General features: G+C 44.2%; 20 protein-coding genes and 2 pseudogenes. 9 read left to right on the forward strand and 13 right to left on the reverse strand.

The genetic code is table 11. The features are described from left to right. Positions 1-9: 9 nt before the first annotated feature. Together OCV36_RS17245 and OCV36_RS17250 are read left to right on the forward strand one after the other, a co-directional pair. Positions 10-315 (forward strand): annotated as a pseudogene (locus tag OCV36_RS17245) (GGDEF domain-containing protein); the annotation flags it as partial. 209 nt (positions 316-524) lie between these two features. Then, positions 525-2,030: pseudogene (locus OCV36_RS17250) on the forward strand (putative bifunctional diguanylate cyclase/phosphodiesterase). 203 nt (positions 2,031-2,233) lie between these two features. Here OCV36_RS17250 and OCV36_RS17255 read toward each other — a convergent pair. From OCV36_RS17255 to OCV36_RS17270, 4 genes are all read right to left on the reverse strand, one after another. Next, a complete protein-coding gene (locus tag OCV36_RS17255; RefSeq protein WP_135457027.1) occupies positions 2,234-3,658 on the reverse strand; it encodes a fructose-specific PTS transporter subunit EIIC in 1,425 nt (474 codons plus the stop codon). Positions 3,659-3,671: 13 nt separating this feature from the next. Further along, the gene (locus tag OCV36_RS17260; protein ID WP_135457029.1) at positions 3,672-4,112 is read right to left on the reverse strand and encodes a PTS sugar transporter subunit IIA; all 441 of its coding nucleotides are present in this window, start codon (positions 4,110-4,112) and stop codon (positions 3,672-3,674) included. A 264-nt stretch (positions 4,113-4,376) separates the two neighbouring features. Beyond that, on the reverse strand, positions 4,377-5,594 hold the full coding sequence (gene manA, locus OCV36_RS17265) for a mannose-6-phosphate isomerase, class I (RefSeq protein ID WP_029224979.1): 1,218 nt from the start codon (positions 5,592-5,594) through the stop codon (positions 4,377-4,379). Between the two features lie 92 nt (positions 5,595-5,686). After that, a complete protein-coding gene (locus tag OCV36_RS17270; RefSeq protein WP_135457031.1) occupies positions 5,687-7,591 on the reverse strand; it encodes a PTS fructose transporter subunit IIABC in 1,905 nt (634 codons plus the stop codon). A 378-nt stretch (positions 7,592-7,969) separates the two neighbouring features. Here OCV36_RS17270 and OCV36_RS17275 point away from each other — a divergent pair, with 378 nt between their 5' ends. Both OCV36_RS17275 and OCV36_RS17280 read left to right on the forward strand, forming a co-directional pair. After that, the gene (locus OCV36_RS17275; protein WP_114635677.1) at positions 7,970-8,809 is read left to right on the forward strand and encodes a helix-turn-helix transcriptional regulator; all 840 of its coding nucleotides are present in this window, start codon (positions 7,970-7,972) and stop codon (positions 8,807-8,809) included. A gap of 551 nt (positions 8,810-9,360) precedes the next feature. Further along, complete coding sequence (locus OCV36_RS17280; protein WP_135457033.1) at positions 9,361-11,139, forward strand: sodium:solute symporter family protein; 1,779 nt, start codon at positions 9,361-9,363, stop codon at positions 11,137-11,139. 239 nt (positions 11,140-11,378) lie between these two features. On the opposite strand, the gene OCV36_RS17285 is transcribed toward OCV36_RS17280, so the two are convergent. Both OCV36_RS17285 and OCV36_RS17290 read right to left on the reverse strand, forming a co-directional pair. Beyond that, positions 11,379-12,152: a PTS sugar transporter subunit IIA gene (locus OCV36_RS17285; RefSeq protein ID WP_135457035.1), complete on the reverse strand. Its 774-nt coding sequence runs from the start codon at positions 12,150-12,152 to the stop codon at positions 11,379-11,381. 8 nt (positions 12,153-12,160) lie between these two features. After that, positions 12,161-12,499 carry a PTS fructose transporter subunit IIB gene (locus OCV36_RS17290; RefSeq protein WP_054546249.1) on the reverse strand — a complete coding sequence of 113 codons (339 nt, stop codon included), beginning with the start codon at positions 12,497-12,499 and terminating at the stop codon, positions 12,161-12,163. A 227-nt stretch (positions 12,500-12,726) separates the two neighbouring features. Between OCV36_RS17290 and OCV36_RS17295 the strand changes: the two genes are divergently transcribed. Further along, positions 12,727-14,592: a fructose-specific PTS transporter subunit EIIC gene (locus OCV36_RS17295; RefSeq protein ID WP_135457037.1), complete on the forward strand. Its 1,866-nt coding sequence runs from the start codon at positions 12,727-12,729 to the stop codon at positions 14,590-14,592. A gap of 113 nt (positions 14,593-14,705) precedes the next feature. Here OCV36_RS17295 and OCV36_RS17300 read toward each other — a convergent pair whose 3' ends face one another. Then, on the reverse strand, positions 14,706-15,290 hold the full coding sequence (locus OCV36_RS17300; RefSeq protein ID WP_065206324.1) for a TetR/AcrR family transcriptional regulator: 585 nt from the start codon (positions 15,288-15,290) through the stop codon (positions 14,706-14,708). 154 nt (positions 15,291-15,444) lie between these two features. Continuing rightward, on the reverse strand, positions 15,445-15,618 hold the full coding sequence (locus OCV36_RS17305; RefSeq protein ID WP_162838716.1) for a hypothetical protein: 174 nt from the start codon (positions 15,616-15,618) through the stop codon (positions 15,445-15,447). Positions 15,619-16,019: 401 nt separating this feature from the next. Between OCV36_RS17305 and OCV36_RS17310 the strand changes: the two genes are divergently transcribed. Beyond that, complete coding sequence (locus OCV36_RS17310; protein WP_135457039.1) at positions 16,020-17,999, forward strand: methyl-accepting chemotaxis protein; 1,980 nt, start codon at positions 16,020-16,022, stop codon at positions 17,997-17,999. 152 nt (positions 18,000-18,151) lie between these two features. Here OCV36_RS17310 and OCV36_RS17315 read toward each other — a convergent pair whose 3' ends face one another. The 4 genes from OCV36_RS17315 to OCV36_RS17330 form a co-directional block, all read right to left on the reverse strand. Continuing rightward, entirely contained in the window at positions 18,152-18,931 is a 780-nt protein-coding gene (locus tag OCV36_RS17315) for a 2OG-Fe(II) oxygenase family protein (protein ID WP_135457114.1), read from the reverse strand. A gap of 9 nt (positions 18,932-18,940) precedes the next feature. Next, entirely contained in the window at positions 18,941-20,281 is a 1,341-nt protein-coding gene (locus OCV36_RS17320) for an aldehyde dehydrogenase family protein (protein WP_135457042.1), read from the reverse strand. Between the two features lie 153 nt (positions 20,282-20,434). Further along, positions 20,435-20,743, reverse strand: coding sequence for an ArsR/SmtB family transcription factor (locus tag OCV36_RS17325; protein ID WP_054546255.1), 309 nt, complete (start codon positions 20,741-20,743; stop codon positions 20,435-20,437). A 192-nt stretch (positions 20,744-20,935) separates the two neighbouring features. Further along, entirely contained in the window at positions 20,936-21,358 is a 423-nt protein-coding gene (locus tag OCV36_RS17330) for an organic hydroperoxide resistance protein (protein ID WP_135457044.1), read from the reverse strand. 127 nt (positions 21,359-21,485) lie between these two features. Here OCV36_RS17330 and OCV36_RS17335 point away from each other — a divergent pair, with 127 nt between their 5' ends. After that, positions 21,486-21,923 carry a MarR family winged helix-turn-helix transcriptional regulator gene (locus OCV36_RS17335; RefSeq protein ID WP_171312141.1) on the forward strand — a complete coding sequence of 146 codons (438 nt, stop codon included), beginning with the start codon at positions 21,486-21,488 and terminating at the stop codon, positions 21,921-21,923. Between the two features lie 159 nt (positions 21,924-22,082). Here OCV36_RS17335 and OCV36_RS17340 read toward each other — a convergent pair whose 3' ends face one another. Then, on the reverse strand, positions 22,083-23,246 hold the full coding sequence (locus OCV36_RS17340) for an amino acid permease (protein ID WP_135457116.1): 1,164 nt from the start codon (positions 23,244-23,246) through the stop codon (positions 22,083-22,085). Positions 23,247-23,726: 480 nt separating this feature from the next. On the opposite strand from OCV36_RS17340, the gene OCV36_RS17345 reads away from it, so the two are divergent. Together OCV36_RS17345 and yidZ are read left to right on the forward strand one after the other, a co-directional pair. Next, the gene (locus OCV36_RS17345) at positions 23,727-24,965 is read left to right on the forward strand and encodes an MFS transporter (RefSeq protein ID WP_102547581.1); all 1,239 of its coding nucleotides are present in this window, start codon (positions 23,727-23,729) and stop codon (positions 24,963-24,965) included. Then, complete coding sequence (gene yidZ / locus OCV36_RS17350) at positions 24,940-25,908, forward strand: HTH-type transcriptional regulator YidZ (protein WP_004732954.1); 969 nt, start codon at positions 24,940-24,942, stop codon at positions 25,906-25,908. The genes OCV36_RS17345 and yidZ overlap by 26 nt, the downstream gene beginning before the upstream one ends. The last annotated feature ends 97 nt before the right edge of the window (positions 25,909-26,005 follow it).

The following is a 26,005-nucleotide window of genomic DNA, read 5'->3' on the forward strand; positions in this document are numbered from 1 at the left end:
TATCTCATTCTTTTCCGACTTGGAGGTGATGAAATTCTTATCTGGTTACCTAATTCGAACCTGGAGCGAGCCGCAGCCCTTTCAGAGAAATTACGCTCAGCAATTCAGAAGATCAAACTTGAGCAACAACCAACTCTAACAATTACGTCTAGTTTTGGTATTGGCTTGTTATCAGAAAATGAAAAGTGGAAAGACTGTGTCGATCGCGCTGATAGGGCGCTTTATCAAGCAAAGCTTAAAGGACGAAATACAATTGTGATTGAAGAGTCATATGACAGTTACTCGACATCAACAAAAGCGATTGGCAGCTCTTAGTTTGGCTAAGAGCTAATATTCACACAAATTGTTCTTGCCATGTTTTAGCCTTAAAAGGTTTTCGTCGCGCAGAGTGATGACGAAAATCGGTAAACAAAAGTTAAAAATAAAAACGCGAGCGGTAGATTGCGATTTATGTTGGTGCTACGTTATGAGCAATTTATAACATATAAGTCATGACACATTAGACTGAGAGATAGCAGCTAACGATGAACAAGACAAAAAGATATCCGGCCAACATAGTATTCAGTTACTTAATACTGTCATCTTTATGGGTTTTATTTTCTGATCTCGCGGTTGAATCACTATCAAATGACTTGCGAGAACACGCCTTAGCACAGACAGTCAAAGGCCTGGTATTTATCATTCTAACGTCTGCTTTGTTATGGGTAATGGTTCGGAAAAATAATCGAGATTTAGAGAGCGCTAACGATCTTGATAGTGTCACTGGGCTTCATAGCCCATCCGTTTTTTATCGATATTTAAACAAAAGGCTAAAAAAATCCCAGGCCAGTGACCATTATGTCCTCTTCTTACTCGACATTGATAACTTCAAATCTGTAGCTGATCAGATTGGGTTCGAAAATACGAATTTATTTTTAAAAGACATCGCCTGATCGATTGAACTTCCTATTGAGCATCAACCACTTTCGTCACGGGTACATTCCGATGGTTTCGCATGTTTAGTCAAACTCGATGATAAGGAAGATATTGAATCCTACATTTCTCTCGTACATCGTAGATTTAACCAATGTGCTTATCGTTATGATATCAACGCCACTTGTTGTATTGGCGCTGCTCTATTCCCCTCTGATGGAAATAATGCCAAGCAACTTATGGCATCAGCAATCCACGCCTTAACTGAAGCAAAAAAAAGCAAGAATACGATTGAGTTTCATGACCCAAAACTCACTGAGCTTGAACGTCAACGTCAAGAGATGGTGCAAGAATTACGTAAAGCGATTGATGACAAAGCGATTGATATTGTGTTTCAGCCTAAATACAACATTGAAAGTAAATTTGTCGCTGGCGTGGAAGTGTTGTCTCGTTGGACGCATGAGCGCTATGGTGTCGTTTCACCGGATATCTTTGTCGCGCTAGCAGAAGAAAATCATTTTTGTCGTGATTTGACTACGTTAGTTCTAGAGAAGACTGCGTCACAACTTAGGGCTAACGGTTTACTAGGGAATGAGCTTAATAGTGTCTCGGTCAATATTTCAGCGGTAGAGCTAAATAGCGTTGATGACATGAACCATCTGGATGAATATCTACGAAAGGATCCCGAGTTTGCTCGCTTACTTTGTCTTGAAATCACTGAAACCGCTATTTTGAAAGATATAGATCAGTGTGCAATCGCTGTTCAGACGTTAAAAAAACAAGGGGTGTCCTTTTCGATAGATGACTTTGGTGTTGGTTACACTTCTTTTGGTATATTTAGCAAATTAGATGTAGATGAAATCAAAGTCGACCGCAGTTACATCAATGGGTTAGAAGATGATTATCGTTCTAGAGCCATAACGTCTGGTATTATTGATATCGCGCGAGGGTTTGGCATTAATGTCGTGGCTGAAGGGGTTGAAAATGCTCAACAGTTGTCAATTTTGAAAACGTTAAATTGCGAACAAGCCCGAGGTTATTATCTAGGCTACCCGATGTCCTCCAAACAGTTAAAAGTAAGTCTTACCCCTGAAAAAGAACCATGTTCAACAACATAACGTAATATTTTTTCATCTAAGCGACAGGGATACAGATGACTTGTATCGAGAAGGATACTGTTAACCTAACTATAAAAAATCCCCATTCGTTGATAAACGAATGGGGATTTTAGTTACTAGGGGGTAGTTACTTTATCAATAGTGAGCATTCACTAATTTATTGATTCTTTTAGATAGCTTTTGGCTTTAGATAACCTTTGGCTTTAAATAGCGACCATAGTCGCGGCTTTCTTCATCGCTTCCTTAGTCGAGCATTCAATCACGTTCGCGTTAGCAAAGCGGTGTGCGTCTTTCACTTGAATATCGTGAGCCAAGATAACCAGCCTTGCGTTAGCCACATCTAGGTCGCTGATGCGGTTCTGAATACCGTTTTGACCTTGTGTTTCTACCTTAATCTTAAGGCCTGCTGCTAAACCTGCTTTCTCTAGTGCTTTTGCTGCCATGAAGGTGTGTGCAACACCAGAAGGACAACATGTTACTGCTACGATGTCGTACTCGCCTTCGCCTGCTACAGGAGCCGCTTGAGCTTGTACTGGCGCTTCAGCCATGTCTTCATCGGTTTCAACAGCCACTGGTTTCCAGAAGCCAACGATAACGGCTGTGGTTAGTGAGCCAAGTGCAATACCGACGACGTACATTGGAATGTTGCTTGATACTGGTGCCGTAATTAGGCCGCCCCACGGTGCGTGCAGTAGAACGTCTGTCATGAAGCCGAACACACAACCAACGATACCGCCGGCAACGATTGAAGGAAGTACGCGCATTGGGTCATTCGCTGCGAATGGGATAGCACCCTCAGAGATACCGATAGAACCCATGATTGCTGCTGCTTTACCTGCTTCTTGCTCTTGTTTAGAGAACTTGTTTTTGAATAGGAAAGTCGCCAGTGCCATACCTAGAGGTGGCGTACAAATCGCGATGCCTACGCCGCCCATTAGCCACGGTTGTGTGTCTACTTGAGTTTGAGCAAATAGGGTCGCTACTTTGTTGATAGGGCCGCCCATATCAAACGCAGTCATACCTCCAAGGATTGTGCCTAGAACCATCTTAGATGCGCCAGCCATTGAAGCTAAGAACTCGTTCATAGAAGACATGAACAGTTTGATTGGCTCACCGATGCCCCACAATACGATACCTGCAGAGATTAAAGTGCCTAGAAGCGGGTAGATGAAGTACGCACCCAGCGCTGTCATGTTCGCAGAAAGTGGGATCTTCTTAAGCTGGAAGACGACGCCACCGGCGATAAAGCCTGCCACGATACAGCCAAGGAAGCCGCCGCCCATGTCAGCCATGATGCCAGAAGAAATCATAGCAGGAGCTAGCGCTGGTTTATCTGCAATTGAGTAACCAATAAAGCCGCCAAGAATGATTGGGAAAAGAACAAGGCCTTTGATACCGATATTGGAGATGTCTGCTAGCAGGCCGTCTGCAGGTACAGCGCCTTTGCCTGATGCCATTACCGCTAAAGCCAATAGAACACCACCGGCTACGATGAAAGGTAGCATGTGTGAGGTTCCGAAAAGCAGATGGCCTTTCATGGTACTGAGGATTTTTTTATAGTCGCTACTATTATTCTTATTATTAGAATTGCTACTGGTATTGGTAGCTTGATTTGCTAGGGTGCTCATAATTTTCTACGCCTTATGAATTAATTAAAATATTAAGGATTTGTTGTTCGTCTTTTGCGTTATGGATATTTTGAATAAATTCATCGCTGAATTTTCCAAATAGTTCTTGTAGTACATAAATATGATGGTCAGCACCGTTATCTGGTGATGCAATCATAAAAAGTACGGTTGGGTTAATGCCGTCGTCATCGCCATACTCGATACCTTCACGCTTAACACCGACAGCAATTGCGGGTTCAGTGACTGCCTTGCTTTTTGAGTGTGGGTAAGCAATGCCGTCCATTGAGGTAATGCTTTGAGATTCACGAACTTCGATGTCTGCCAAGAAGGCTTCTTTACTGCTGATTCGCTTGTTCTCAAATAACATGCCTGCCAATTCTTCAAACAGTTCTTTTTTATTTTTCGCTTGAAGGTTGTTATTAATTAAGTTGACGTTAGTTAGCTGTGTGATCATTTATTAACTCATTCACTATTGAAGTTCTTGAATTAAAATTAATGGATTAACCCGATTCGCGAAATAGCAAATAAAAGCCCTTCACTGCATATTTGTACCAAGCAAAATTAAGTGTGATTTGCATCATTAATGCAGTGTGATACGGGTCATACTTAATGGCGTTTTGATTATGTTTTGATACGCCAATAGGCTTCGTAAAAACAAAAATGCCCCGCAAAACAGGGCATGATCAGTGTGAGTTTATTTAGATTTGCTCAGTGCTGACTAACTGTAAGCGCGTGCAACACGCCCAACACAATCCAGTTTGTAACTCTCAGCATAAGCGGGAATGAAAACCGATTGGCCTTTCTCTATCACACAGGTTTCACCGCATTGATGGGTGAGCACCATGGATTCATCGAGCGGCAGCAAGATCTCTGCGCCCTCAGTAGTGATCTCTCTCTTATGAGAATTCTGGACGATAGAGAACTTAAAATCCTCGACGGGAATTTGGTATTCCATTACATCACCTTGCTCAACTGGGCTTAGCAGTAACCTATCCGCAGGTTTTTCATTGAATTGAGTACAAGAGACTAGTTCATTGATATCCATGTACTTAGGTGTCAACCCGGCACGAAGCACATTATCGGAATTCGCCATGATCTCTAATCCAGTCCCTTTGATGTAAGCGTGGGGCGTTTCGGCATCCAAATACATGGCTTGCCCTGGCTTTAGGGTGATCACATTCAATAGCAGCGGGGCAAACAGGCCGACATCACCCGGATACTGTTGTTCCAACTCTGAAATCAACTGGAACACAGGTGTATCTGAAAGCTTCGCCTTCATCAACAACATGGTGAGTGCCATTCCTTTTTGTTCGCCTTCCAAAGACAACAGGCTTGCGAAAAAGCACGCTAATCCATTCGGTGTTTGATCGCCCGCTAAATCGTTGATCATCGAATGCAGCTCTGGAATATCGAGGTAGTGGAAATGTTCAAGGATCTCGTCGATCGACCTAAAACCATTCATCGCCGTGTAGTCGGTTAGGGCATACACCAGTTCTGGCTTGTGATTGGCATCTTTGTAGTTACGGTTGCCCGCCGTCATTGGAATGCCTTGCTGCTCTTCGAGTGCATACCCAGATTCCGCTTGTTGCTTATTCGGGTGTACTTGAACTGAGAGCGCTTTCTCTGCTGCTAATACCTTAAACAGATACGGCAGCTCACCAAAACGACTCGCCACTTTCTCACTTAGAAACAGGTTTAGGTTCTGAGAGATCAAGCTCGATAGGGTGGTCTGCTGCCCGTTATTGTTCACCATAGAACAACCATTGGGGTGAGCGCCCATCCAGATCTCCGCTTGCGGCTCGCCAGATTGGTTATCAATACCAAACAGTTGGCTAAACGAAGAAGGGCTACCCCATGCGTAGTTTTGAATCACATTAGTCATAGGGTAGAAAAAGCGTTGTACGAACGAGTCGTTCGCTAAAGAAAAATCAGACATCGAAATCACCATGAAGGGAAACATGGCTTGAGCTGTATTAGTTCCTAAAAAAAGGAGAGTAAAAGGGCTCAAGCCATTGGAGTTGAAATGGCTTAAGCTGCTGCTGTCGTTAGCTTGGCTTTGCGTAGATTTTTAAGCGCGATACAAGTCACCGCAGTCACACCCGCACCTGATGCCATGCACAGAAGTGCCAGCAGTGGGTAGTTCATTGCGCCTAGTAAAGCGACCACTGGACCACCGTGAGCAACGCTATTGGTGATACCAAATGAGAACGCCATAACCGCTGCCGTCATTGAGCCAAGTACATTGGCAGGGATAACCGACATCGGGTCTTGAGCTGCGAAAGGAATCGCACCTTCAGAGATGCCCACCAAGCCCATCGCACCTGCTGCCTTACCCGCTTCGATTTCAGAAGATTCGAATAGGTCGAACTTACGGCCAAGTCTGGTTGCGATAGCCATACCCAGTGGAGCAACAGGGATTGCACACGCCATCGCACCCATGAATTGAGTTTGACCGCTGGCAATCATGCCGACTGAGAATAGGAATGCCACCTTGTTGAATGGGCCGCCCATATCGAAACCAGCCATACCACCCAGTACGATGCCTAGCAGAACCACGTTGCCTGTACTCATGCTCGTTAGCAGTGCAGTAAGAGCATCCATCAGCCCAGCGATTGGCGCGCCGATAACAAAGATGAACAGACCCGCGATGAATAGAGAACCAGTGATCGGAGCGATCATGATAGGCACAAGCGGTTGAACGAATTTGTGGTAGTTAAACGAGGTAATCCACTTAACGAAGTAACCCACTAATAGACCTGCGATGATTGCGCCAATGAAGCCTGTACCTGCGTCAGCGCCGTAGAAAGAGCCGTTGTTGGCAATCCAACCACCGATAAGGCCAGGAGTTAGGGCAGGGCGGTCAGCAATAGCGTAAGCAATGTAGCCAGCCAAGATTGGGATCATTAGGGTGAAGGCAACCACGCCCACTTCTAGAATTTGGTTCCACATGCTGCCCGCAGGAATCGCCATGCCGGATTCACTTGGCTCGCCGCCAATGGCCAGTGCAAGCGCAATCAAAAGACCGCCAGTTACTACGAATGGGATCATGTGTGATACGCCATTCATCAAGTAACGGTAAAGGTCTGAACGCGCTTGTGAGGCTTTTTCTACAACAGATTGGTTGGTTGGAGCTTGTTCTGCTTGATAGCTTGGCGCGTTGAGTGCTTGTTTGATCAAACCTTGCGCGTCTTTGATTGGTGCTTTTACGTTGGTGCTGATGACGCGTTTTCCCGCAAAGCGCGCCATGTCGACCTGCTTGTCACAAGCCACGACAATCGCGTCAGCACGTTCGATCTCTTCTTGAGTTGGGCTGTTTTTAACACCAATAGAACCGTTGGTTTCGACCTTGATGTCGTAACCAAGTGCCGCCGCGCCTTTCTCTAGTGCTTCTGCTGCCAAATAAGTGTGTGCAACGCCTGCAGGGCAACCTGTAACACCAATGATGAAGCCTTGCTTCTCAACGTTGGTTTCGGTTGTTGATGGTTCAGGTTTAGTAAGCAGTAGTTCCAACGCCGCTTGTTCTGAGTTGGCATTCATGAAGCTTTCGATAAAGCCTTCTTCAATCAGTTTTGAAGAAAGCTCTGCTAGAACTTCGATGTGATGGTTATCGCCGCCATCTGGAGAGGCAATCATAAAAAAGAGTTTGGATGGCTGACCGTCATCTGCGCCGTAGTCGATGCCCTGCTTGTGGACGCCGATCACAACCGCGGGTTTGATTACCGCGCTACTTTTCGCGTGTGGAAGGGCGATACCTTCTTCAAAGCCAGTATTACCTTGTGCTTCACGCGCCTTAATATCGGCAAGAAATTGTGTTTTATCTGAAATTCGACCCTGTGCATAAAGCACGTCTATTAGCTCTTTAAATACGTCTTCTTTTGAATTAGCGCTAAGCGAAAGCTTAATCAAATCTTGATTGATCAATGTCGTGATCATAATGAACCCCTAATACGTTTTTATTTTGTAATGGGTATTCTGGAATTGATCACTCACCTTCTGTAGTGCAGAAAAAATGCATTTACTGGATGATTGTTGCGTTCTAAAAAGAGTGTGATTTTGATCGGTATAACCGTCGATTTTAGGCCTATCTTGACAGCATTGATAATGCAACGAGGCTTTTATTTATAAAGGTTGTGGCGTAGTGGTCTATTTTGAAAATGACGTTCTATATCAGTTTTTAGACTGGATATTTATTTCTATGACTGGATTTTTGTAACCTAGATCTCAAATTGTGATTTTGCTCAATAGCGCTATGTTTCACTAAGGGGTATATCTATTCTCGTAGCCTTATTGCTGCCCATCAGAGTACGAATAATGATATTTCATGACTTAATCTCCTCGGTGCTAAATGAGAGAGAACCGTTTCATAACATCTGGTTTGCTGGAGATTTTCATACTCCTTCAGCTTTTAGTTATCAGGTGAACTTTCCGCGTTTAGAGTTGGTTCTAGACGGAGAGTATATTAATGAAATGGAAAGTCATGATCGCAAGATAACTAACGTTATTGCCAAAGCCGGAGATGCGATTTTCATTCCGCCTAACTGCTGGAATAAGCCTAATTGGGATACCGATTGTTCTGTGTTGAGCATGTTGTTTGGGCGTCGTCAGCTTGGTTTAAGTTTGGTGAGTAAGCGCAAAGGGGAAGAGAGTTTCTATGATATTCAAAAGCACAGTATTCAGACTCGATCTGGGTTTGCGATTGATAACATTCTAGAGGCGCTTAGCTCACTAGCAAGAGAGAGCAACAAGCAGCCTATGGATGAGTTATTGCTACAGGCTCTACTGCAATACAGTAAGTCGATGTTGGATGCGCCGGTCGAGAAGTCTCACAGCCGAGTGCAGGATGTGTATCAGGGAATTTGTATCTACATTCAAGAGAACTTCCATCGCCAAATAACCCGAGACAGCATTGCCTCACGCTTTAGTATTTCATCCAATCACTTGTCACGAATGTTCCGCCAGCAGGGCCATATGACGCTGGCAGAATACATCACACGCGTGCGAGTCGACCGTGCCAAGTTCATGCTCAAAAAGTACAACTTCAAGCTCAATGAAGTGGCGGTGCGTTGTGGCTTCAAGGACGTGAATTACTTTTGTCGAGTGTTCAAAAATCGAACAGGAAGAACACCGACACAATATCGTGGGTCAATCTAATATACTCTAAAATTCCCTTTTCTGACCTGAGCTTATACGACCGAAATTTGTATGACTAGAGCATCACTGCTGGTTCTGAGCTGTGGTGGTCACTTACTTTGTGTTTTCCTCTAGTGTTTATTCCTACGCTTCATCTCTAAGCTCGTTTTTCTATTTATCCCACTTCACTAAATAACCCTAATTAATAACATTAAGGGTTAGATTTTCGAGTTGCTTATTATTTCCGCTCTCTATTAATTGAATTAAACGTGTGAGAGTTGATGTATTAACTCGATGCATTTAATGAATGTTAAGTAAATTAAAAACCACTTATCGAGACGACAAAATCTTGTTATTGCTGTCCGAGTTACTGATCGAAGTGTTTTTAAGTTGTTGATTTTAAATGTTTAATTTGTATCGGCTTATTCTTTATTTACTAGCGCGTAATTAATTCCTCGAAATCGAATATTCAGGTTTATATGCCCCATCACAATATTGACTTATAATACTACAAATTAAGATTTCTACGGATAATATGCTCTTCAGATATTAATAATAAAGAAGACTTATACATGGAACTCAATACTCTGATCGTAGGAATTTATTTCCTTTTCCTTATCGCAATAGGTTGGATGTTTAGAACGTTCACCAGTACCACCAGTGACTATTTCCGCGGGGGCGGTAACATGCTTTGGTGGATGGTTGGCGCAACTGCGTTTATGACGCAGTTCAGTGCTTGGACTTTCACCGGTGCAGCAGGTAAAGCGTATGCCGATGGTATGGCTGTCGCGGTTATCTTCCTAGCGAACGCATTTGGTTACTTGATGAACTACTTGTACTTCGCTCCGAAATTCCGTCAGCTGCGTGTAGTCACGCCAATTGACGCGATTCGCATGCGCTTTGGTAGCTTCAACGAGCAAGTGTTTACTTGGTCTGGTATGCCTAACAGTATTGTATCTGCAGGTATTTGGCTAAATGGCTTGGCGATTATCGCATCGGGCATCTTCGGCTTCGATATGACGACAACCATCGTTCTAACCGGTCTTGTTGTACTGGTGATGTCGGTGACAGGCGGTTCATGGGCGGTTATCGCGTCTGACTTCATGCAGATGGTTATCATCATGGCGGTAACGGTAACGTGTGCAGCCGTGGCTATTGTGCAGGGTGGTGGCGTTACTGAAATCATCAACGATTTCCCTGTTGCAGAAGGCGCGTCATTTGTTTCTGGTAACAATCTGAACTACGTAAGCATCTTCGGAATCTGGGCATTCTTCATCTTCTTCAAGCAGTTCAGTATCACCAACAACATGTTGAATTCTTACCGTTACCTAGCGGCAAAAGACTCAAAGAACGCGAAGAAAGCGGCTCTGTTGGCATGTATTCTGATGACAATCGGTCCAATCATCTGGTTCATGCCACCTTGGTTTGTTGCAGGACAAGGCGTTGATCTTGCGGCGCATTACCCAGATGCAGGTTCTAAAGCGGGCGACTTCGCTTACCTATACTTCGTAGAGCAATACATGCCAGCAGGTATGGTGGGGCTTCTCATCGCAGCGATGTTTGCGGCAACTATGTCTTCAATGGACTCAGGTTTAAACCGTAACTCGGGTATCTTTGTTATCAACTTCTACCAACCGATTCTTCGTCCAAACGCGACAGAGAAAGAGTTGATGGTTGTGTCTAAGTTGATGTCTTCGGTCTTCGGCGTCGCCATCATCCTTATCGCACTGTTTATCAACTCGCTGAAAGGATTGAGTTTGTTCGATACTATGATGTACGTAGGTGCCTTGATTGGTTTCCCTATGACCATTCCAGCATTTTGTGGCTTCTTCATTAAGAAGACTCCAGACTGGGCAGGTTGGGGCACGTTAGTGGTTGGCGCGATTGTGTCTTACATCGTAGGCTTCGTGATTACCGCTGAAATGCTACAAAACTGGTTCAACCTAGAGCCGCTAACGGGCCGTGAATGGTCTGATTTGAAAGTAGCGGTAGGCCTGATTGCTCACTTAACGTTCACAGGTGGCTTCTTCATTCTTTCGACTCTGTTCTACAAACCACTAGAAGCGTCTCGTCAGAAAGATGTAGATATTTTCTTCAACAACCTTGCGACACCTTTGGTTTCTGAATCAACAGCACAGAAGAAATTGGATAACAAGCAACGTCACATGCTGGGCTCACTGATTGCAGTGTCTGGTGTGGCAGTAATGGCGATGTTTGCTCTACCGAACCCATTCTGGGGAAGAATGATGTTCGTACTGTGTGGCGGTATCGTGTTTATCGTTGGTCTGATGCTGGTGAAAGCCGTGGACGACTCGGTGGAAGATGCGAAACAAGAGAACAAAACGGCTTAGGTAACTAAACCTACAAGATAAGCCATTTAGAATAGAACGGCTGAGCGTAATTGCTCAACCGTTTTTTATTGGTTATCAGCGGAGTTTAGAATGATTGGCAAGGCAAAAACCAATCAAAGCAAATTCATGAAAGGCCGATAGAACAAGATAAGGTTCGTTGGACGGGCTTAGATTAAATAAATTGCGATGAATGAGATGAAATAAAACGAGGAATCTAAATAAGAAGAGGCTAGATGAATTTAGATAAGACGTGACGAGATATACATCAGCAACGCCTGCAAATCGACACTGCTTCGGGTCTTTTGCAAACGCTCGTTAACCTGATCGTGGAGCAGGTTTCTGGTTAGGTTGGTGGCTGCTACAATATGTTCTCTTTGTGGTTTGGTTGGCAGTACAAGTGCGATGGCAACGTGTACTTGGCCAATTTGAGACGCCCAATCAATCGCTTCGTCATTGACGATGACTGCGATGGAAAGATCTTTGGTCGATTCAAACATCACATGAGGTAATGCGATGCCCGGCGATACACACGTTGAAGAGCGTTCTTCTCGCTTAATGAAAGCCAGAATAAGCTCATCAGGATCGTTTGGGTGAACTAAGTGAGCGAGTCCTTTTAAGCATTCGAATTTGGTTAATTGGGTTTGTGCTTTGGCATGATGCCATTTGATCTCGCAAGGTGGGCATATCTGCGGCATACGCTGAATCAAATCGTTAGAGAACTCATGGTTTACTTGCGATCCAACCATGGCGTAATGCTCGGCGATTATGTCTTTAAGAACAAAGCACGCCAGTTCCGCATCGATACCAACAGCGGTTATCTGACACAAATCACCACGAAGTAGACCGACTTGTAACATGGCGACAGATTTGGATAGATCGGCCGTTCGGTTTTGAGTGATGTTGATAATACGGATGTTACTTTTGAACTTCTTTGCCAAACGGGTGAGAGGCTGCGCAACGTGAGAATTAGCCGCTGGGTCGTCTACGAAGAAGGTGATCTGATATTCATTCATACCGAGGATTAGCTGCGACAAGGCTTCGTATCACGACAAGGTTTTAGGTCTCGACAATGCTTGATAAAGACCTTCTCCACGCTTAACAGTACTTCCTCCATTGAGATCAACACGGTTTTCGCAGGATCAAATCGGTTTGGTTGTTCAATGTCGATATCGGAGACGATCAGGATTTTATCAGCTTGCACGATGTCGTGATCTGTTAGTAAGTTTTCAATACCCATAGCACCTTGCGTTTCAACCTTGATTGAAACGTTGAACTTAGGGGCAGTTTTAATTAATGCATCCGCTGCCATGTAGGTATGGGCAATGCCTGTAGGGCACGCAGTTACCGCTACAATTCTCATTATTATTCTCGGCTTGTGTGGATCAGATATTATTATCCGAATCTGTGGATTTTATGGATTGCCGTTTTTAATTCAAAGGTGAAAGTCACACTCTGAGTTCTTGGTTACAATAATCCAGTTAATGCACCTTTCGTCCTATATATTGAGAAGCCTTGCGTCGTTAATCTTTTCATCTCATTAACTTCTTTAGCTCATTTACTTAAATCGGCACTCGTACGAGGCAGCATATGGATATCACTAACATTATCGAGCCAGAGATTATCTGCTTGGAATTACAGGCAGACTCGAAACAGGCGGTATTTGAAGAGCTTGTTGAACTGCTCGACCGTGCCGGTAAGCTCTCGAGTAAAAGTGATTTCCTTGATGATATCTGGAAGCGTGAAGCTATAGGTAATACTGGATTTGATGATGGTATTGCGATTCCACACGCGAAAAGTAAAGCCGTAGCTAAACCTGCTGTCGCCGTTGGTATCAGTCGTTCTGGAATCGATTATGGGGCCGACGGTGGTGAATTGTCGGATGTGTTCTTCATGCTCGCTTCACCCGATAACAATGATGATCACCATATCGAGGTATTGGCTCAAATATCGACCAAACTGATTGAAGATGACTTTGTTACAAAATTAAAGGCGATGGAGTCGGTAGAGGAAGCTTTAGAGTTGTTTCTCGAAGCCAATTCTGACTCTTTCGACAGCTACGCCTCCAACTATCATGAAGTGTACATCGAGCCGCTCAGCCCTTGGGCTCAATCTCTCAATCGCCTTAAAGAACACTTGTTGTACGGCACTTCACACATGATTCCATTCGTGGTCGCGGGCGGTGTTCTGTTGTCTTTATCTGTGATGATGTCTGGTCACGGTGCCGTTCCAGAGAGCGGCGTTTTGGCTGACATTGCACAAATGGGTATTGCGGGCTTAACGCTTTTTACCGCCGTGCTCGGCGGTTACATCGCGTATTCAATGGCAGACAAACCGGGTTTAGCACCAGGCATGATTGGTTCTTGGGTGGCGGTTAATCAATACAACACTGGTTTCCTTGGTGCGATTGTGGTCGGCTTTTTCGCAGGCTTTGTGGTTAATCTACTTAAGAAGATCAAGCTGCCAGACAGCATGATCTCGCTGAGCTCTATCTTCATCTATCCGCTTGTCGGCACTTTTGTTACCTGTGGGGCTGTGATGTGGGTGATTGGTGCCCCCATTGCGCAGGTGATGCTTGAGATGAACCAAATGCTGACTGGCATGGCCGGCTCAGGAAAAGTGGTACTGGGTAGCATTCTAGGTGCAATGACCGCGTTTGATATGGGCGGCCCAATCAACAAAGTAGCCACGCTGTTTGCACAAACTCAGGTGAATACTCAGCCATGGTTAATGGGGGGGGTTGGCATTGCCATTTGTACACCCCCATTAGGTATGGCGCTGGCGACTTTCTTATCGCCGAAGAAGTTTAAACGAGACGAACGCGAAGCAGGTAAAGCAGCAGGTATTATGGGAATGATTGGCATCAGTGAAGGTGCAATCCCATTTGCAGCGGCCGATCCTGCGCGTGTTCTGCCTGCGGTTGTGGCTGGTGGCATTGTCGGTAACGTGGTTGGCTTTATGTTCCATGTAGTAAACCATGCTCCTTGGGGAGGCTGGATTGTTTTGCCTGTGGTTGATGGCAAGATTGGCTACATTGTTGGGACGTTAGCGGGTGCACTGACGACGGCTGCGATCGTGATACTGCTTAAAAAGAATGTGGTTGAAGATGAGTCTCGCTCTAATCAATTTGCGGGTGGTTCGGTAACGGAAGAAGGGCAAGCTGATGTACTTGCTATTACTTCTTGCCCGTCAGGTGTCGCGCACACTTTTCTGGCGGCTAAGTCTTTGGAAAAGGCGGCGCATCATCTTGGGGTTCGGATAAAAGTCGAAACACAAGGTGCAAACGGGATAGGCAATCGCATTACACAAAAAGATATTGAAAAAGCTAGGCTAGTGATTTTTGCTCACGATGTGGCAATCAAAGAAGTCGAGCGCTTTGCGAACGTTAAAACCTTAGATGTCAGCACCAAAGAAGCGATGCTTAATGCACAGGCGTTAATCATGAGGAAAGTATAAAAGTAATCGGCTCTTGAGATTGGCTGAAAAGCGATAAATAAAAAGACGCCCAAGTATTGATAATAATACTTGGGCGTCTTTTTATATGGTCTGAACTTATATAAGTTCAGCCTCTAAAAAGGGTGGTACTTAAATACGTCCTCAACCATCGAGTTGAGTAATTCGATGTCGTCGCATGTTTTCGCATAGGTACGCAGACCCGCGATCTGAACCTGAACATGACGAGCAAGCTGAGCGGGTTCTCGCTCTTTGCTTATCTCACCTAGATCTTGTGATTCAGCTATCAACTTGGCGAATTCACCTTCCATGATCTTTAATGATTTCTTCGCTTCTGCTAATAATTCTGCGTGCTCGTCAGTTAGTTCAGCAACCGTTTTAGCTAACATGCACATGCCGTTAGGAGAGCTCTGCTTAGATTCGACCACGGCGCGCTTCACAAAATTTTCGAGCGCTTTAATCGGCGAGTCCGTTTCACTGCGGAAGCGGTTCAGATTAAGGATGCCAAGCTCGGTATAACGAGCAAGCGTTTCCTTAAATAGGCCTTCTTTACTGCCAAAAGTCGCGTAGATGCTGCCCGGACGCATATCAATCACGTCTTGTAGGTTGCGCATAGAAGTCGCGTGAAAGCCCTTTTCCCAATACAGGTTAGTTGCTTTATCTACTACATCTTGTCTATCGAACTTCGCTGTCTTGGCCATAACATCTACTTCATTAATCTGAACATATGTCCAATATTTTATGCTGAACGCCCGTTCTAGTAAAGAAGAGCCAGCAAGAAAGTAAGTCGCTTAGTTTAGTTATTTGCTAAGTATTTGAAATAAAGTGGTCAGTTTGTCGCTATAAGGCTGTAATTTACGCGTCGACTACTTCTACGGTTTTATGTTGCGCGCCGTAATAAGTGCCTTCATCAATGGTATACATTAGAGTTTCATCGCATTCTGGGCAGTTGAATTCTTCGTTGGGTTCAATTGCTGCCTCTTCTACCCACTCCCATCCAATGTTTTCTTCGCAAGCAGGACAATTCATAAAACCTCTAATTATGCATCTACGTTAATTTTAAGAGCTCGGCATTATACATATTTGATGTTGAATTTATAGATGATCGCGAGTGCATGGTTTGGTAAGGATTATACTGCGAGCGCCGATCTACCTCTTTATGGTTATGCAAAAGCTGTCAATTTTTAGTCACTCCGCCAATAAAATGTTGTTGCACGCATTTGTATGGCTACTAAGGTTGCATAGCTTGCAGTTTTATAAATAAATCAATGAGTTTTGTAAGGTTAAGTGTTAGATTTATCGATTGCCGTCGATATAGAACGGTAATTGTTAAAACTGAATAATTATATGATCTCAACAAGGGCATGCCGGTTTAGAAGTGTGTCTAATTACATGACAGATAGAGATTTGTTAGCTGCTAGGGAATAAAAATGAAATTATCCGATATGTCTTTTAAGCAAAAAATCATTGCTTTGCTTATTTTGCCGATCTTAGGGTTTCTATGGCTCAGTGTTTCTGCGATTTCAAAAGGCGTAGAAACGACGAGTGAAATGTCATCATTGAATCAACTGACACGCTTGTCGGTTGTTTACAGTGAATTGGTACATGAGTTGCAAAAAGAGCGAGGCATGACGGCTGGCTTTATCGGCTCTCAAGGCACTCAATTTGTGAGTGAATTACGTTCTCAACGTACTAGTGCGGATAGTCGACGTGATCAGAGAAACGAATACTGGCAGTCGGCTGATATCGATCTGCCACAGATCAATCGCTTGAACAGTGAAATAAGCCAAAGCCTTAATCAAATAACCACGATTCGAAACCGAGTGGATTCTCAATCAATTCCACTCTCTGAGGCGTTAGGTTACTACACAAAACTGAATGCAAAACTGCTTAGTGTATCGGCTTTGATTGCGGAACTGAGCTCAGACTCGACGATTACTACTGAAACCATCGCTTACTACAATTTCTTGCAAGGTAAAGAGCGAGCAGGTATCGAGCGTGCTGTCCTCAACAACACCTTTTCTAAAAATGAATTTGGCCCAGGTATGCTAGTGAAATTCATCTCTTTGGTGACAGAGCAAAATACCTATTTTTCGAACTTTAAAGTGTTGAGCACTGCCGATAATGTTCGTTTCTTTGAACAACAATTGAATGATCGATCTGTAGCGGAAGTAGAAAAACTTCGACAGCTAGCAGAATCGAAAATGAGTGGTTTTGATGTTGATCCTGTCTATTGGTTCGCGCAATCAACGGCACGTATTGTTCAGCTGAAGAAGACTGAGAACCAACTGGCAGACTCTCTTATTGCATTGACTGATCAGAAAACTCAGCAAGCTCAATCAGCAATGATGGGCAGTATCGCGATGTTTGTTGTGATTACTTTGTTTGCAACCTTTGTCAGTTTCAAAGCCATTACAGACCTAACTACCCGAGTCAAAGACCTGAATTTGGTGCTTTCAAAGGTTCGTGATGACAATGACCTAACGGTTCGCGCAACTTACTTGGGTGAGAGCGAGCTTGGTCAGATATCTTCATCGCTTAACGAAACGTTAGAGAAGTTCTCTCAGGTGATCGATAACTTGTCTCAATCAAGCTTAACACTTGCTTCGGCAGCAGAAGAGACGGCGCAAACTTGCCAATACAACTCCAATACCTTGGTTGAGCAACAAGACCAAATTGGGCTGATTGCAACGGCAACTGAAGAGCTTTCGGCAACCGTGAATGAAGTCGCGGCTAAAACGCAGCAAACGGCAACTTCGGCGAAAATGGTGGATCAACAGTCACAAGAGGGCTTGAGCACAGTTCAACACTCTTATGAATCGATTGAAATCTTGGCATCTGAGATTAACGGCTTAGCTGAGAAAATTACCCACCTACACGAAAGTAGCAATAACATTAACAGCGTTATCGATGTGATTAAGTCGGTTGCTGATCAAACAAACTTGTTAGCACTAAACGCAGCGATCGAAGCGGCACGTGCTGGTGAACAAGGTCGTGGTTTCGCCGTTGTAGCTGATGAAGTTCGTACATTGGCTCAGCGTACGCAAGAGTCGACGTTAGAGATAGAGGGCTTCATCAGTTCGCTACAGTCTGATGTACAAACAGCGTTCAATGTGATTGAGAACAGTAAGAAAATGTCATCAAGAGCGGTTGAAGATTCGCGAGAAGTAGAACAAACGCTACAAGATATTTCTAGTGCTGTGAGCGAGATATTCAGCATGACAGAGCAGATTGCAACGGCAACAGAAGAGCAAGCGGTCGTGACACAAGACATTGCTCAGAACGTGGTGGCGGTTGAGCAGAAGTCGACCGAATCGACGACGGGCGCGACTCAAATTGCAGCAACAGCCAAAGAACAAGCAGAATTGGCAACATCACTGAAAGAACTCTCGAATACGTTTAAGAGTTAATCTTTCCGAGCTCATGGCTAATAGCTAATAGCTAATAGCTAATAGCTTAAAGTTAAGAGCTATCTATCTTATATAACGAAATGTCCCGCTTAATGCGGGACATTTTTTTAGGATTTGAAGCGACTAAGACTGCGCTTTATAGAAACGACAAGTTAAAGCTCAAACAATACGTCAGTACGAATAATGTATTTAGTGCCAGAAAGTATCGGTGCTGAGCCGTGTATACAATGAGCAGGGTGAGTACCGTGAGGAAAACACAGGACACTACCACTGGGTGTTCTAACCGATTCTATATCTGCACTCTCATGATGATGCCCTTGACGACGAGCAGGCTTACTCGGGTCATCATGGCTAACCATGAATTGAGTTTCGCCACCGACGAAATCATCACTCAAGAGAAGCAAAAAGGTATACATGCTCCAACGGTCGCCAAAAGAGTCATCGATCAGTTCTCCATCGACAACTTGACTACCGGGCCAAGAGCCATCGGTGTGCATTTTAAAGAAATCCCCTTCATCGTAGCGATAAAATCGAAAACGACCGTTGATTCCAAGTGGTTTCACACCAGAAAAATGGTCGTACTTATCAACGAAATGATCTTTGCAACGCTTCCAAATAATGTCGAGGGTTTCAGTATCCGCGATCAAGTTGAGATTCTGATTGTGACGAACTTCTCTCGGTAAAGAAACTGCGGCATCTTCTGTAAAACCAAGTTGGTTCGCTTCATTAAGTATCCGCTTAACCTCTTCAGGAAGAAGTACATCTCTTAGTTGGAAAGCACCTGGTACATTGTTTACTTCAACGCGTGACACTGCATTCACGTTGTTATCAAGTGCAAATGGATTAGCCGACTTTGGTGCCCAAACGGGAAGGTCACTGCGCTGAGTACCAGACTCGCGTCGAACGACATAAAAATTTTCTTTGTTATTCATCATCAACCTCTATCTTGAAACCACTTTTACTTGTGCAAACTGACGGTGCCCGTCAACCGAGCCGTGGTAACCGAGGCCACTCTGTTTCGCGCCAACCCAGGGAGCATCACCACTGCCGCCTTGTCCTTGATTAATGCCAACCATGCCAGCATCAAGTTCGTCAGCAACGTCATTGACACCTTGGTTTCCGAACACCACGGCACCCAACCCATACTCGCTGTTGTTAGCGCGCTCAATCGCATCTTCAATGTTTGAGTAACGACTGATCGCGACCACTGGCCCAAAAGTCTCTTCTGTTTCCAGCTTCATTTCTGCTGTCATTCCGGTGATAACAGTAGGGCGGATATAACGCTCTGGTTGTTCAATCCCGCCTAGAAGGAAAGTTGCCCCTTTTTGTTGTGCGTCTTTTAGTTGATCCGAGATTTTTCCATGTTGCGTGGCATTGATGATTGGTCCTATGTTTACGTTAGGCATATCCCACGGGCCAATCTGGTACATATTGGCGATCTCAGTAACACGTTGTTCGAATTTATCGGCGATTCGCTCATCAACATAAATACGTTCGATGGACGTACACATTTGCCCTGAGTTCTCAAAGCTACCCGCGACGGCAAAACGTGCTGCTTGCTCTAAGTTAGCATCGCGCATCACTATCATGGGGTCTTTGCCGCCCAGCTCCATTACAAGGCGTTTCACTTTGCTTGCTGCACGAACCATGATGTCTTGGCCTGCTGCTTTAGAACCCGTGAACGCAATCATTTGAATATCACCTTCAACTAAAGCCTTACCCGTTTCGCGGTCGCCATGCAAAATTGTTAATACGCCTTCGGGTAGGTGTTTCTGTAGCTCACCAAAGAATGCTTGAGCGATAAGAGGGGTCTCTTCAGAAGGTTTTAGAATCACGGTATTACCCGCGACTAATGCAGGCACGATGAGGTTATTTGCCATCATCACCGGGTAGTTCCAAGGAGATATAACTCCGACAACACCTAGTGGGCGGTATTGAAGTTCTGTTGAGCCGGACAATTTTCGAGTGTTGAGTGCACGTTGAGCATCTTCTGCATAATGCTGACCCATATAAATCGCGCCTGTTGCTTCGCCAATCGCGCGACCAATATCTTTACCCATTTCGCGGGCAAGTAATTCTGAGAAGGAGTCTGCATGCTGTTCAAGGTGTTGGTAAGCTCTAATAATGGTTCGCACGCGCTCATTTATCGGGAGTTTTCTCCATGCTTTTTGTGCTGCCTTTGATTGGCGAATCGTTTGAACTACTTCATCTCTAGAGGCGTTATTGACCTCACCAAGCAGTTCTCCATTACTAGGATTAAAAGATTGAATAGACTTGCTCATGTTTACCAACTCCGTTTAATTTTTCGTATATTTTTCTATTTAATGGCACATCTGAATAGCTAGATATCGAGAAATATCGATATCTAGTCTTCTGAAAATAGATAAGATTAAAATGGGCGGCGTTATCCACCCAGTCTGTTTTGATTCTGCTTGTTAGAGTGAGTTAGATAACTCTTTTAAAAACGTCTCGATGTATTCGTCATTACGCTTGTAGTACGTCCATGAGCCAATGCGTTTTGAAGTAACCAACTTTGCACGCTGCAGGTTCGAGAGGTAAGAAGAAACGGTAGATTGAGATAAGCCACTCTTCTCTTGAATAATGCTGACGCATACCCCCTCAACATCGGTATCAACGAGTTGTTTCTCTAGGTTAAAGTGCTCTTGAGGCGACTTAAGCCAATGAAGAATATCTCTGCGTACAGGGTTGTTGATTGACTTTAAAACTTCATTCATATCTGACATGGCGTTTGGCTGCTGTTTTCGATTAACGTGAAATATACTCTTTAAAGTAAGATATCGCAATATCTCGATATATTGATTTGGCTGCATTGAGGTAAGAATGTCATTCACGTTTATCGTCGGCGTGTTGATTTTCATCGTTAAGTTCTAGGTTCTCGTTCTATGCTTTAAGAACCAAGAACCAAGAACCAAGAACTAAAGCGCTTGTCCGTTAACCGACAATTTCACATCAATGTTGCCACGAACTGCATTTGAATATGGGCAGACTTGGTGAGCCGTTTTCACAAGCGTAACAGCTTGTTCCTGATCTAAATCGAGTTCAACGGCTAGTGAAACGGTTAAAGCAAAGCCACCATTCTCATTTGGACCAATGCCTACCGTTGCAGTCGTTGGCGCTGATGCGATCTTAATCTTCATCTCTTTCGCTACATGAAGCAACGCGTTTGAGAAACACGCAGAGTAGCCCGCAGCAAACAGTTGTTCAGGGTTGGTCGCTTCACCTGTACCGCCCATCTCTTTAGGGTAGCTCAACGCCACTGAAAGCAGGTTGTCATCAGTAGAAACTTGGCCGTTACGGCCTGCCGTTGCTGTTGCAGAAGTTGTGTAGAGTGTTGTCATTGTTTTAGTCCTTACTTGAATTGTGTAAAATTAAATTGCGCACAACTTAATTTTAAAGCTAGCTTAATTGATAAAATTTGAGCGCGCAAGTATATTGTGCACAATTTAATTTATTGGTGAGGTGATCATGAGCGACCAAGATGACTATCTAAAGCTGGATAATCAGGTGTGTTTTGCGTTGTATAGTGCGTCGAATGCAATGAGTAGGGCGTATCAACCTTTACTGAAAGCGCTTGATCTTACTTACTTGCAGTACATTGTGATGATGGTGCTTTGGGAAGAAAAAGAGATAAATGTCAAAGCGCTAGGCGCAAAAACGCATTTAGATTCTGGTACCTTGACGCCACTACTCAAGCGTTTGGAAGCGAAAGGTTATGTGCTTAGAACTCGCAGTGCTGAAGATGAACGAGTTCGAGTTATCACGTTGACACCTGCAGGGGTCGATCTCAAAGAACAAGCGCAAACCGTGCCAGTCGAAATGCTGTGTCTCTCCAAGATGAACGAAGATGAGCTTAAATCATTAAAAGCACAGTGTGAGCAATTGCTTGGTAACTTGACCAAATGAGAGAGGGCTTTTAGTTCTCGGCAATGATAATCAGAAAATGAAAAGCCCATAAGCCTTTACTACTAATTAGCGGTCATTGCTAATCCAGAGTAATGCTCACGGGCTTTTTGGTATCGACTACCGTTGAAATGGTCACTTGATATTGTATTAGTTTGAGAATTAACCCATAAACCAAGAGATAAAAATCAACGCACCAAAACCAAATGTTGCGATAAGTGCCGTGTCGCCACCGGCTGCAGTATAGCTGCCTTCGGTTTGTAGGTGAGGGAAGTCAGGTCTACGAACCTTAACCACCATTGCAAGTGGTCCCCAGATAGCTAGGAACACCAATACCATCCCTGCGTAATCCAGCATGCTGACAAACTGGCTAGCGAACAGCTCTGCTAATGCCAAAGGTAAGATGAAGGTCAACGCATAAGCCAACGCTTTGTTGTTGGTCACCGCATCTTTGTTTTGGTCGTAAAGCGCCATCGACACACCAAGGAAAGAGGTTACCAATGCCAGTGCTGAGAACAGCGCAATCACCACTTTCAACCAAGCAGATTGGCCGCTGAACGCAGAGATCAACTCAGAGATATTGTGGAACTGACTGATCGCGTCTGTGCCAAGGTTGCCAATAATTGCGAACAACCAAGTTAGGTAGCAAATTAATGGAATCACTGAACCAAGCAGAATCATATTGCGGATCTGCTTTTGAGTCGCTTCTCGGTTGTAGATAACCAGTGACGGGATCACCACCATAGAGGCAAAACTGGTAAAGATAACCGCGCTGTATTGCACCACATCATTAGCGGTGTATTTGCTGGTTTGAGTCAGGTAATCAAGACGAATATTACTAAACAAAGAGGCAATCACAATAAGCAGCATCACCACCATCATGATGAATAAACCGCGATTTAATTTGTCGATATACGACTTACCCGCCACCACAATCACACCCATCAATAGGCTGAAAATGGTATAGGCAACCGATGTAGACACATCGACACCAACGTCGAGCAGTAGCTTGTGAATAATGTCACCGACACCCAAGATATAAGCGATCAGCATGCATACCAGCAACAGGTAAAAGAGTGCATTGATAAAGTGTTTACCTTTACTGCCAAGCGTTAAGTAAGCAACGCTGCTCATGCCACTGTTGTCTTTCGTTTTTGTACACGCTTCCGCTAGTAGAAGCGCAGAGTAGGTGGTGCCGATAAAGATAAGTAGCATCAGTACTGAGCTGATCATGAAACCAAATTGAGCCAATACCATCGGAATGGCCAGCATGCCTGCACCTAATGCAGTCCCTGAAAGGATTAGGGAACTGCCGAATAATTTCATATTCAAGAAAACAACCTCGAAGTATCCAAATAATTTTTAGTTGGATTGTAAATATTTGTTGCCAAGACTAACAAATTACTCAGTAAAGTTAGGGGTTAATTTCTAATAAATTTTGAATTTTTCTAAAAAAGTTACGAAGCAATTTGCGAGGAGTATGGTTGGATTAATTAGGTGTTAGGCAGGTGAATTGTTTTAGCATTTTGATAACCTTTGTAAATTAATCGACGTTCAATAACTCGCACTGCACCTCTGATTAAGACATGCCTTTATTTCAGAAAAACTCAGTCCAAATCTTGCTTATTTAGTGAATCTCTGTCGGATTTTTATATCTAGCACAGCTCATTTGATGAGCTCCAATCAATAGACTTCTTAGGAGAGCGTGGGGGTTTGTCGTAAATGGAAAGATCTGTTGTCGTAGATGCCACTCGGTAGTTTTGCATTTCGCTCTTATTATCCTCACATCAATTATGTGGGGGTGTTATGTATCGTTTTCTATTTTGTAGTTTCGCACTTGTGCTTTTGTATCCAACGGCCATTGATCTGTATTTGGTTGGGTTACCTCAAATCGCCGCGGACTTAAATGCCTCTGAGGCTCAGCTCCATGCCGCGTTTTCTATCTATCTGGCCGGTATGGCAACGACTATGTTGTTCGCGGGTAAATTTGCCGATAGCGTAGGGAGGAAGCCCGTCGCCATTTTCGGTGCAATTGTTTTTACTCTCTCGTCGATCTTGGGCGGGGTTGTTAGCAGTGCTGAGCCGTTTCTTATTGTGCGTTTTTTCCAAGGTGTTGGTGCTGGATCTTGTTATGTAGTGGCGTTCGCCATCTTACGAGATGTCTTAGACGATAAAAGGCGTGCCAAGGTGCTGTCGATGTTAAATGGCATAACTTGCATCGTTCCGGTACTCGCGCCTGTGATTGGTCATCTAATCATGACGGTTTACCCGTGGCCGAGTTTGTTCACGACCATGGCGGGCATGGGTGTAGTGGTGTGCTTATTGTCTGTGTTGGTGCTAAGAGAGACTAAGCTCAACATCAAAGATAATGGGTTAGCCAAAGCCTCTCTCTCTGAGAAATCGCGCTTACCTGAGAAACCTGTAACCCTACATTCGACTTCAATCGAAACGTTTAAAGAGCCGTTGTTTATTAGCCGAGTGATCATGACCAGTTTCGGCGTGACCACAATTCTCACTTATGTGAATGTCTCTCCACTGTTGATTATGACAGAGCTTGGCTTCGATAGAGGTCAGTACTCTTACACCATGGCATTAACCGCCTTGGTGAGCATGTTGGTGTCATTTTCAGCCCCATTTGCATTGAATGTGTTTAAGCAGAAAAGCTTAATGCTGACCTCTCAAACGTGCTTCATTGTGGCTGCTATTTTGTTAATAGCCTCGATGGATGGTGGATTAGGACATTACGTGACATTAACAGGCTTCGCTTTCGTGTGTGGCGGATTCTCGTTAGGCTTTGGTGTCGCGATGAGCCAAGCATTGAGCTGTTATTCGCAGCGGGCAGGTGTGGCTAGTTCGATTCTTGGTGTTTCTCAAATATGTACGTCGGCATTGTTTATTTGGTTTATGGGCATTATTGGGCTAAGTGCATTGAATATGTTGGCATTTATACTAGCTGTTGGTGGAGTTATCAGTATTGCTCTAATACTATGGGTAGGTCCCTCTCAAGTTAAAAGTGATTATGAAGAAGCCACTAGCCCGTCTTGATCTGAACCTGTTGTTCACTCTGCAATTGCTTCTGCAGGAGCAGAGTGTTTCAAAAGCTGCGAAAAAGCTGAACGTCACGCCTTCTACTGTGAGTAAATCACTCACCAAGCTTAGAGATTGGTTTGATGATCCTTTGTTTGTGAAAACGCCAAGGGGATTAACGCCAACGCCACTTGCACTGAGCATGGTAAAAGATCTTCAAGACTGGCTGCAGATTGGAAGCCAAATACTGACGACTCGTGGTGACGAAGCGCCAAAAGATGTGCGTTTGAATCTAGAGGCGGAGTCTCCTTTATCTCTGATCATGCTTAACGAGTTGACGCAAAGCGTGTCTCAACGTTACCCCAACGCGAAAATCAAAATGCGTAACTGGGACTACGATTCGATAGATTCCATCGTACGTGGCGAATCGGATATTGGATTTTCAGGGAGAGAAAGCCATCCACGTTCGAAAGAATCCCTAGACTCACTACCTTATTTCATCGACTTCGAGGTTCTGTTCCACGACTTGCCGGTTGTGTATTTGAGAAAAGATCATCCCGCCTTGAAAGAAGAGTGGAATCTTGAGGCTTTCCTTAAATACCCCCACATCAATATTGTGTGGGAGAAAAGTGAAACATGGGCGCTAGATGAAGTGCTTACTGACCTACAACTAGACCGAAATATCGTACTGACTTTAGCTGGTTTTGAGCAGTCGTTATTTATGACAGCTCAATCAAACCACACCATGACTACCGTTGCGCCGAATTACTGTCGACGTTACGTTGAACAACTCCACCCTAATCTTACTTGTCTACCCATCCCTTTAGATGAAGAAAATGTCAAAAAGCTGCTGATCCCGTTCACTATGATTTGGCACAAACGCAATGCTTACAATCCCATCGTTCTATGGTTAAAAGACACGCTCAGAGAGCTTTACCAATTTGAAGGGAAAAGTGTCTAACCTTGTGATGAGATTAGATGTTCTGAAGGCTTGTGCCATTAGCATCGATCGTTGATTGAAATAAGAATGCAGACTTATAAGCGAGCTCGCCAGTTGA

The sequence above is a fragment of the Vibrio echinoideorum genome (assembly GCF_024347455.1).
GTDB classification, from domain to species: domain Bacteria; phylum Pseudomonadota; class Gammaproteobacteria; order Enterobacterales; family Vibrionaceae; genus Vibrio; species Vibrio echinoideorum.

Coding starts and splice junctions, on each gene's coding strand:
- OCV36_RS17260 (WP_135457029.1), bottom strand. CDS start 4,112: ATGATCACACAGCTAACTAACGTCAACTTAATTAATAACAACCTTCAA.
- OCV36_RS17280 (WP_135457033.1), top strand. CDS start 9,361: ATGGAACTCAATACTCTGATCGTAGGAATTTATTTCCTTTTCCTTATC.
- OCV36_RS17345 (WP_102547581.1), top strand. CDS start 23,727: ATGTATCGTTTTCTATTTTGTAGTTTCGCACTTGTGCTTTTGTATCCA.
- OCV36_RS17270 (WP_135457031.1), bottom strand. CDS start 7,591: ATGATCACGACATTGATCAATCAAGATTTGATTAAGCTTTCGCTTAGC.
- OCV36_RS17310 (WP_135457039.1), top strand. CDS start 16,020: ATGAAATTATCCGATATGTCTTTTAAGCAAAAAATCATTGCTTTGCTT.
- OCV36_RS17295 (WP_135457037.1), top strand. CDS start 12,727: ATGGATATCACTAACATTATCGAGCCAGAGATTATCTGCTTGGAATTA.
- OCV36_RS17305 (WP_162838716.1), bottom strand. CDS start 15,618: ATGAATTGTCCTGCTTGCGAAGAAAACATTGGATGGGAGTGGGTAGAA.
- OCV36_RS17275 (WP_114635677.1), top strand. CDS start 7,970: ATGATATTTCATGACTTAATCTCCTCGGTGCTAAATGAGAGAGAACCG.
- OCV36_RS17300 (WP_065206324.1), bottom strand. CDS start 15,290: ATGGCCAAGACAGCGAAGTTCGATAGACAAGATGTAGTAGATAAAGCA.
- manA (WP_029224979.1), bottom strand. CDS start 5,594: ATGTCTGATTTTTCTTTAGCGAACGACTCGTTCGTACAACGCTTTTTC.
- OCV36_RS17255 (WP_135457027.1), bottom strand. CDS start 3,658: ATGAGCACCCTAGCAAATCAAGCTACCAATACCAGTAGCAATTCTAAT.
- OCV36_RS17315 (WP_135457114.1), bottom strand. CDS start 18,931: ATGAATAACAAAGAAAATTTTTATGTCGTTCGACGCGAGTCTGGTACT.
- OCV36_RS17330 (WP_135457044.1), bottom strand. CDS start 21,358: ATGACAACACTCTACACAACTTCTGCAACAGCAACGGCAGGCCGTAAC.
- OCV36_RS17285 (WP_135457035.1), bottom strand. CDS start 12,152: ATGAATGAATATCAGATCACCTTCTTCGTAGACGACCCAGCGGCTAAT.
- OCV36_RS17340 (WP_135457116.1), bottom strand. CDS start 23,246: ATGAAATTATTCGGCAGTTCCCTAATCCTTTCAGGGACTGCATTAGGT.
- OCV36_RS17290 (WP_054546249.1), bottom strand. CDS start 12,499: ATGAGAATTGTAGCGGTAACTGCGTGCCCTACAGGCATTGCCCATACC.
- yidZ (WP_004732954.1), top strand. CDS start 24,940: ATGAAGAAGCCACTAGCCCGTCTTGATCTGAACCTGTTGTTCACTCTG.
- OCV36_RS17325 (WP_054546255.1), bottom strand. CDS start 20,743: ATGTCAGATATGAATGAAGTTTTAAAGTCAATCAACAACCCTGTACGC.
- OCV36_RS17320 (WP_135457042.1), bottom strand. CDS start 20,281: ATGAGCAAGTCTATTCAATCTTTTAATCCTAGTAATGGAGAACTGCTT.
- OCV36_RS17335 (WP_171312141.1), top strand. CDS start 21,486: ATGAGCGACCAAGATGACTATCTAAAGCTGGATAATCAGGTGTGTTTT.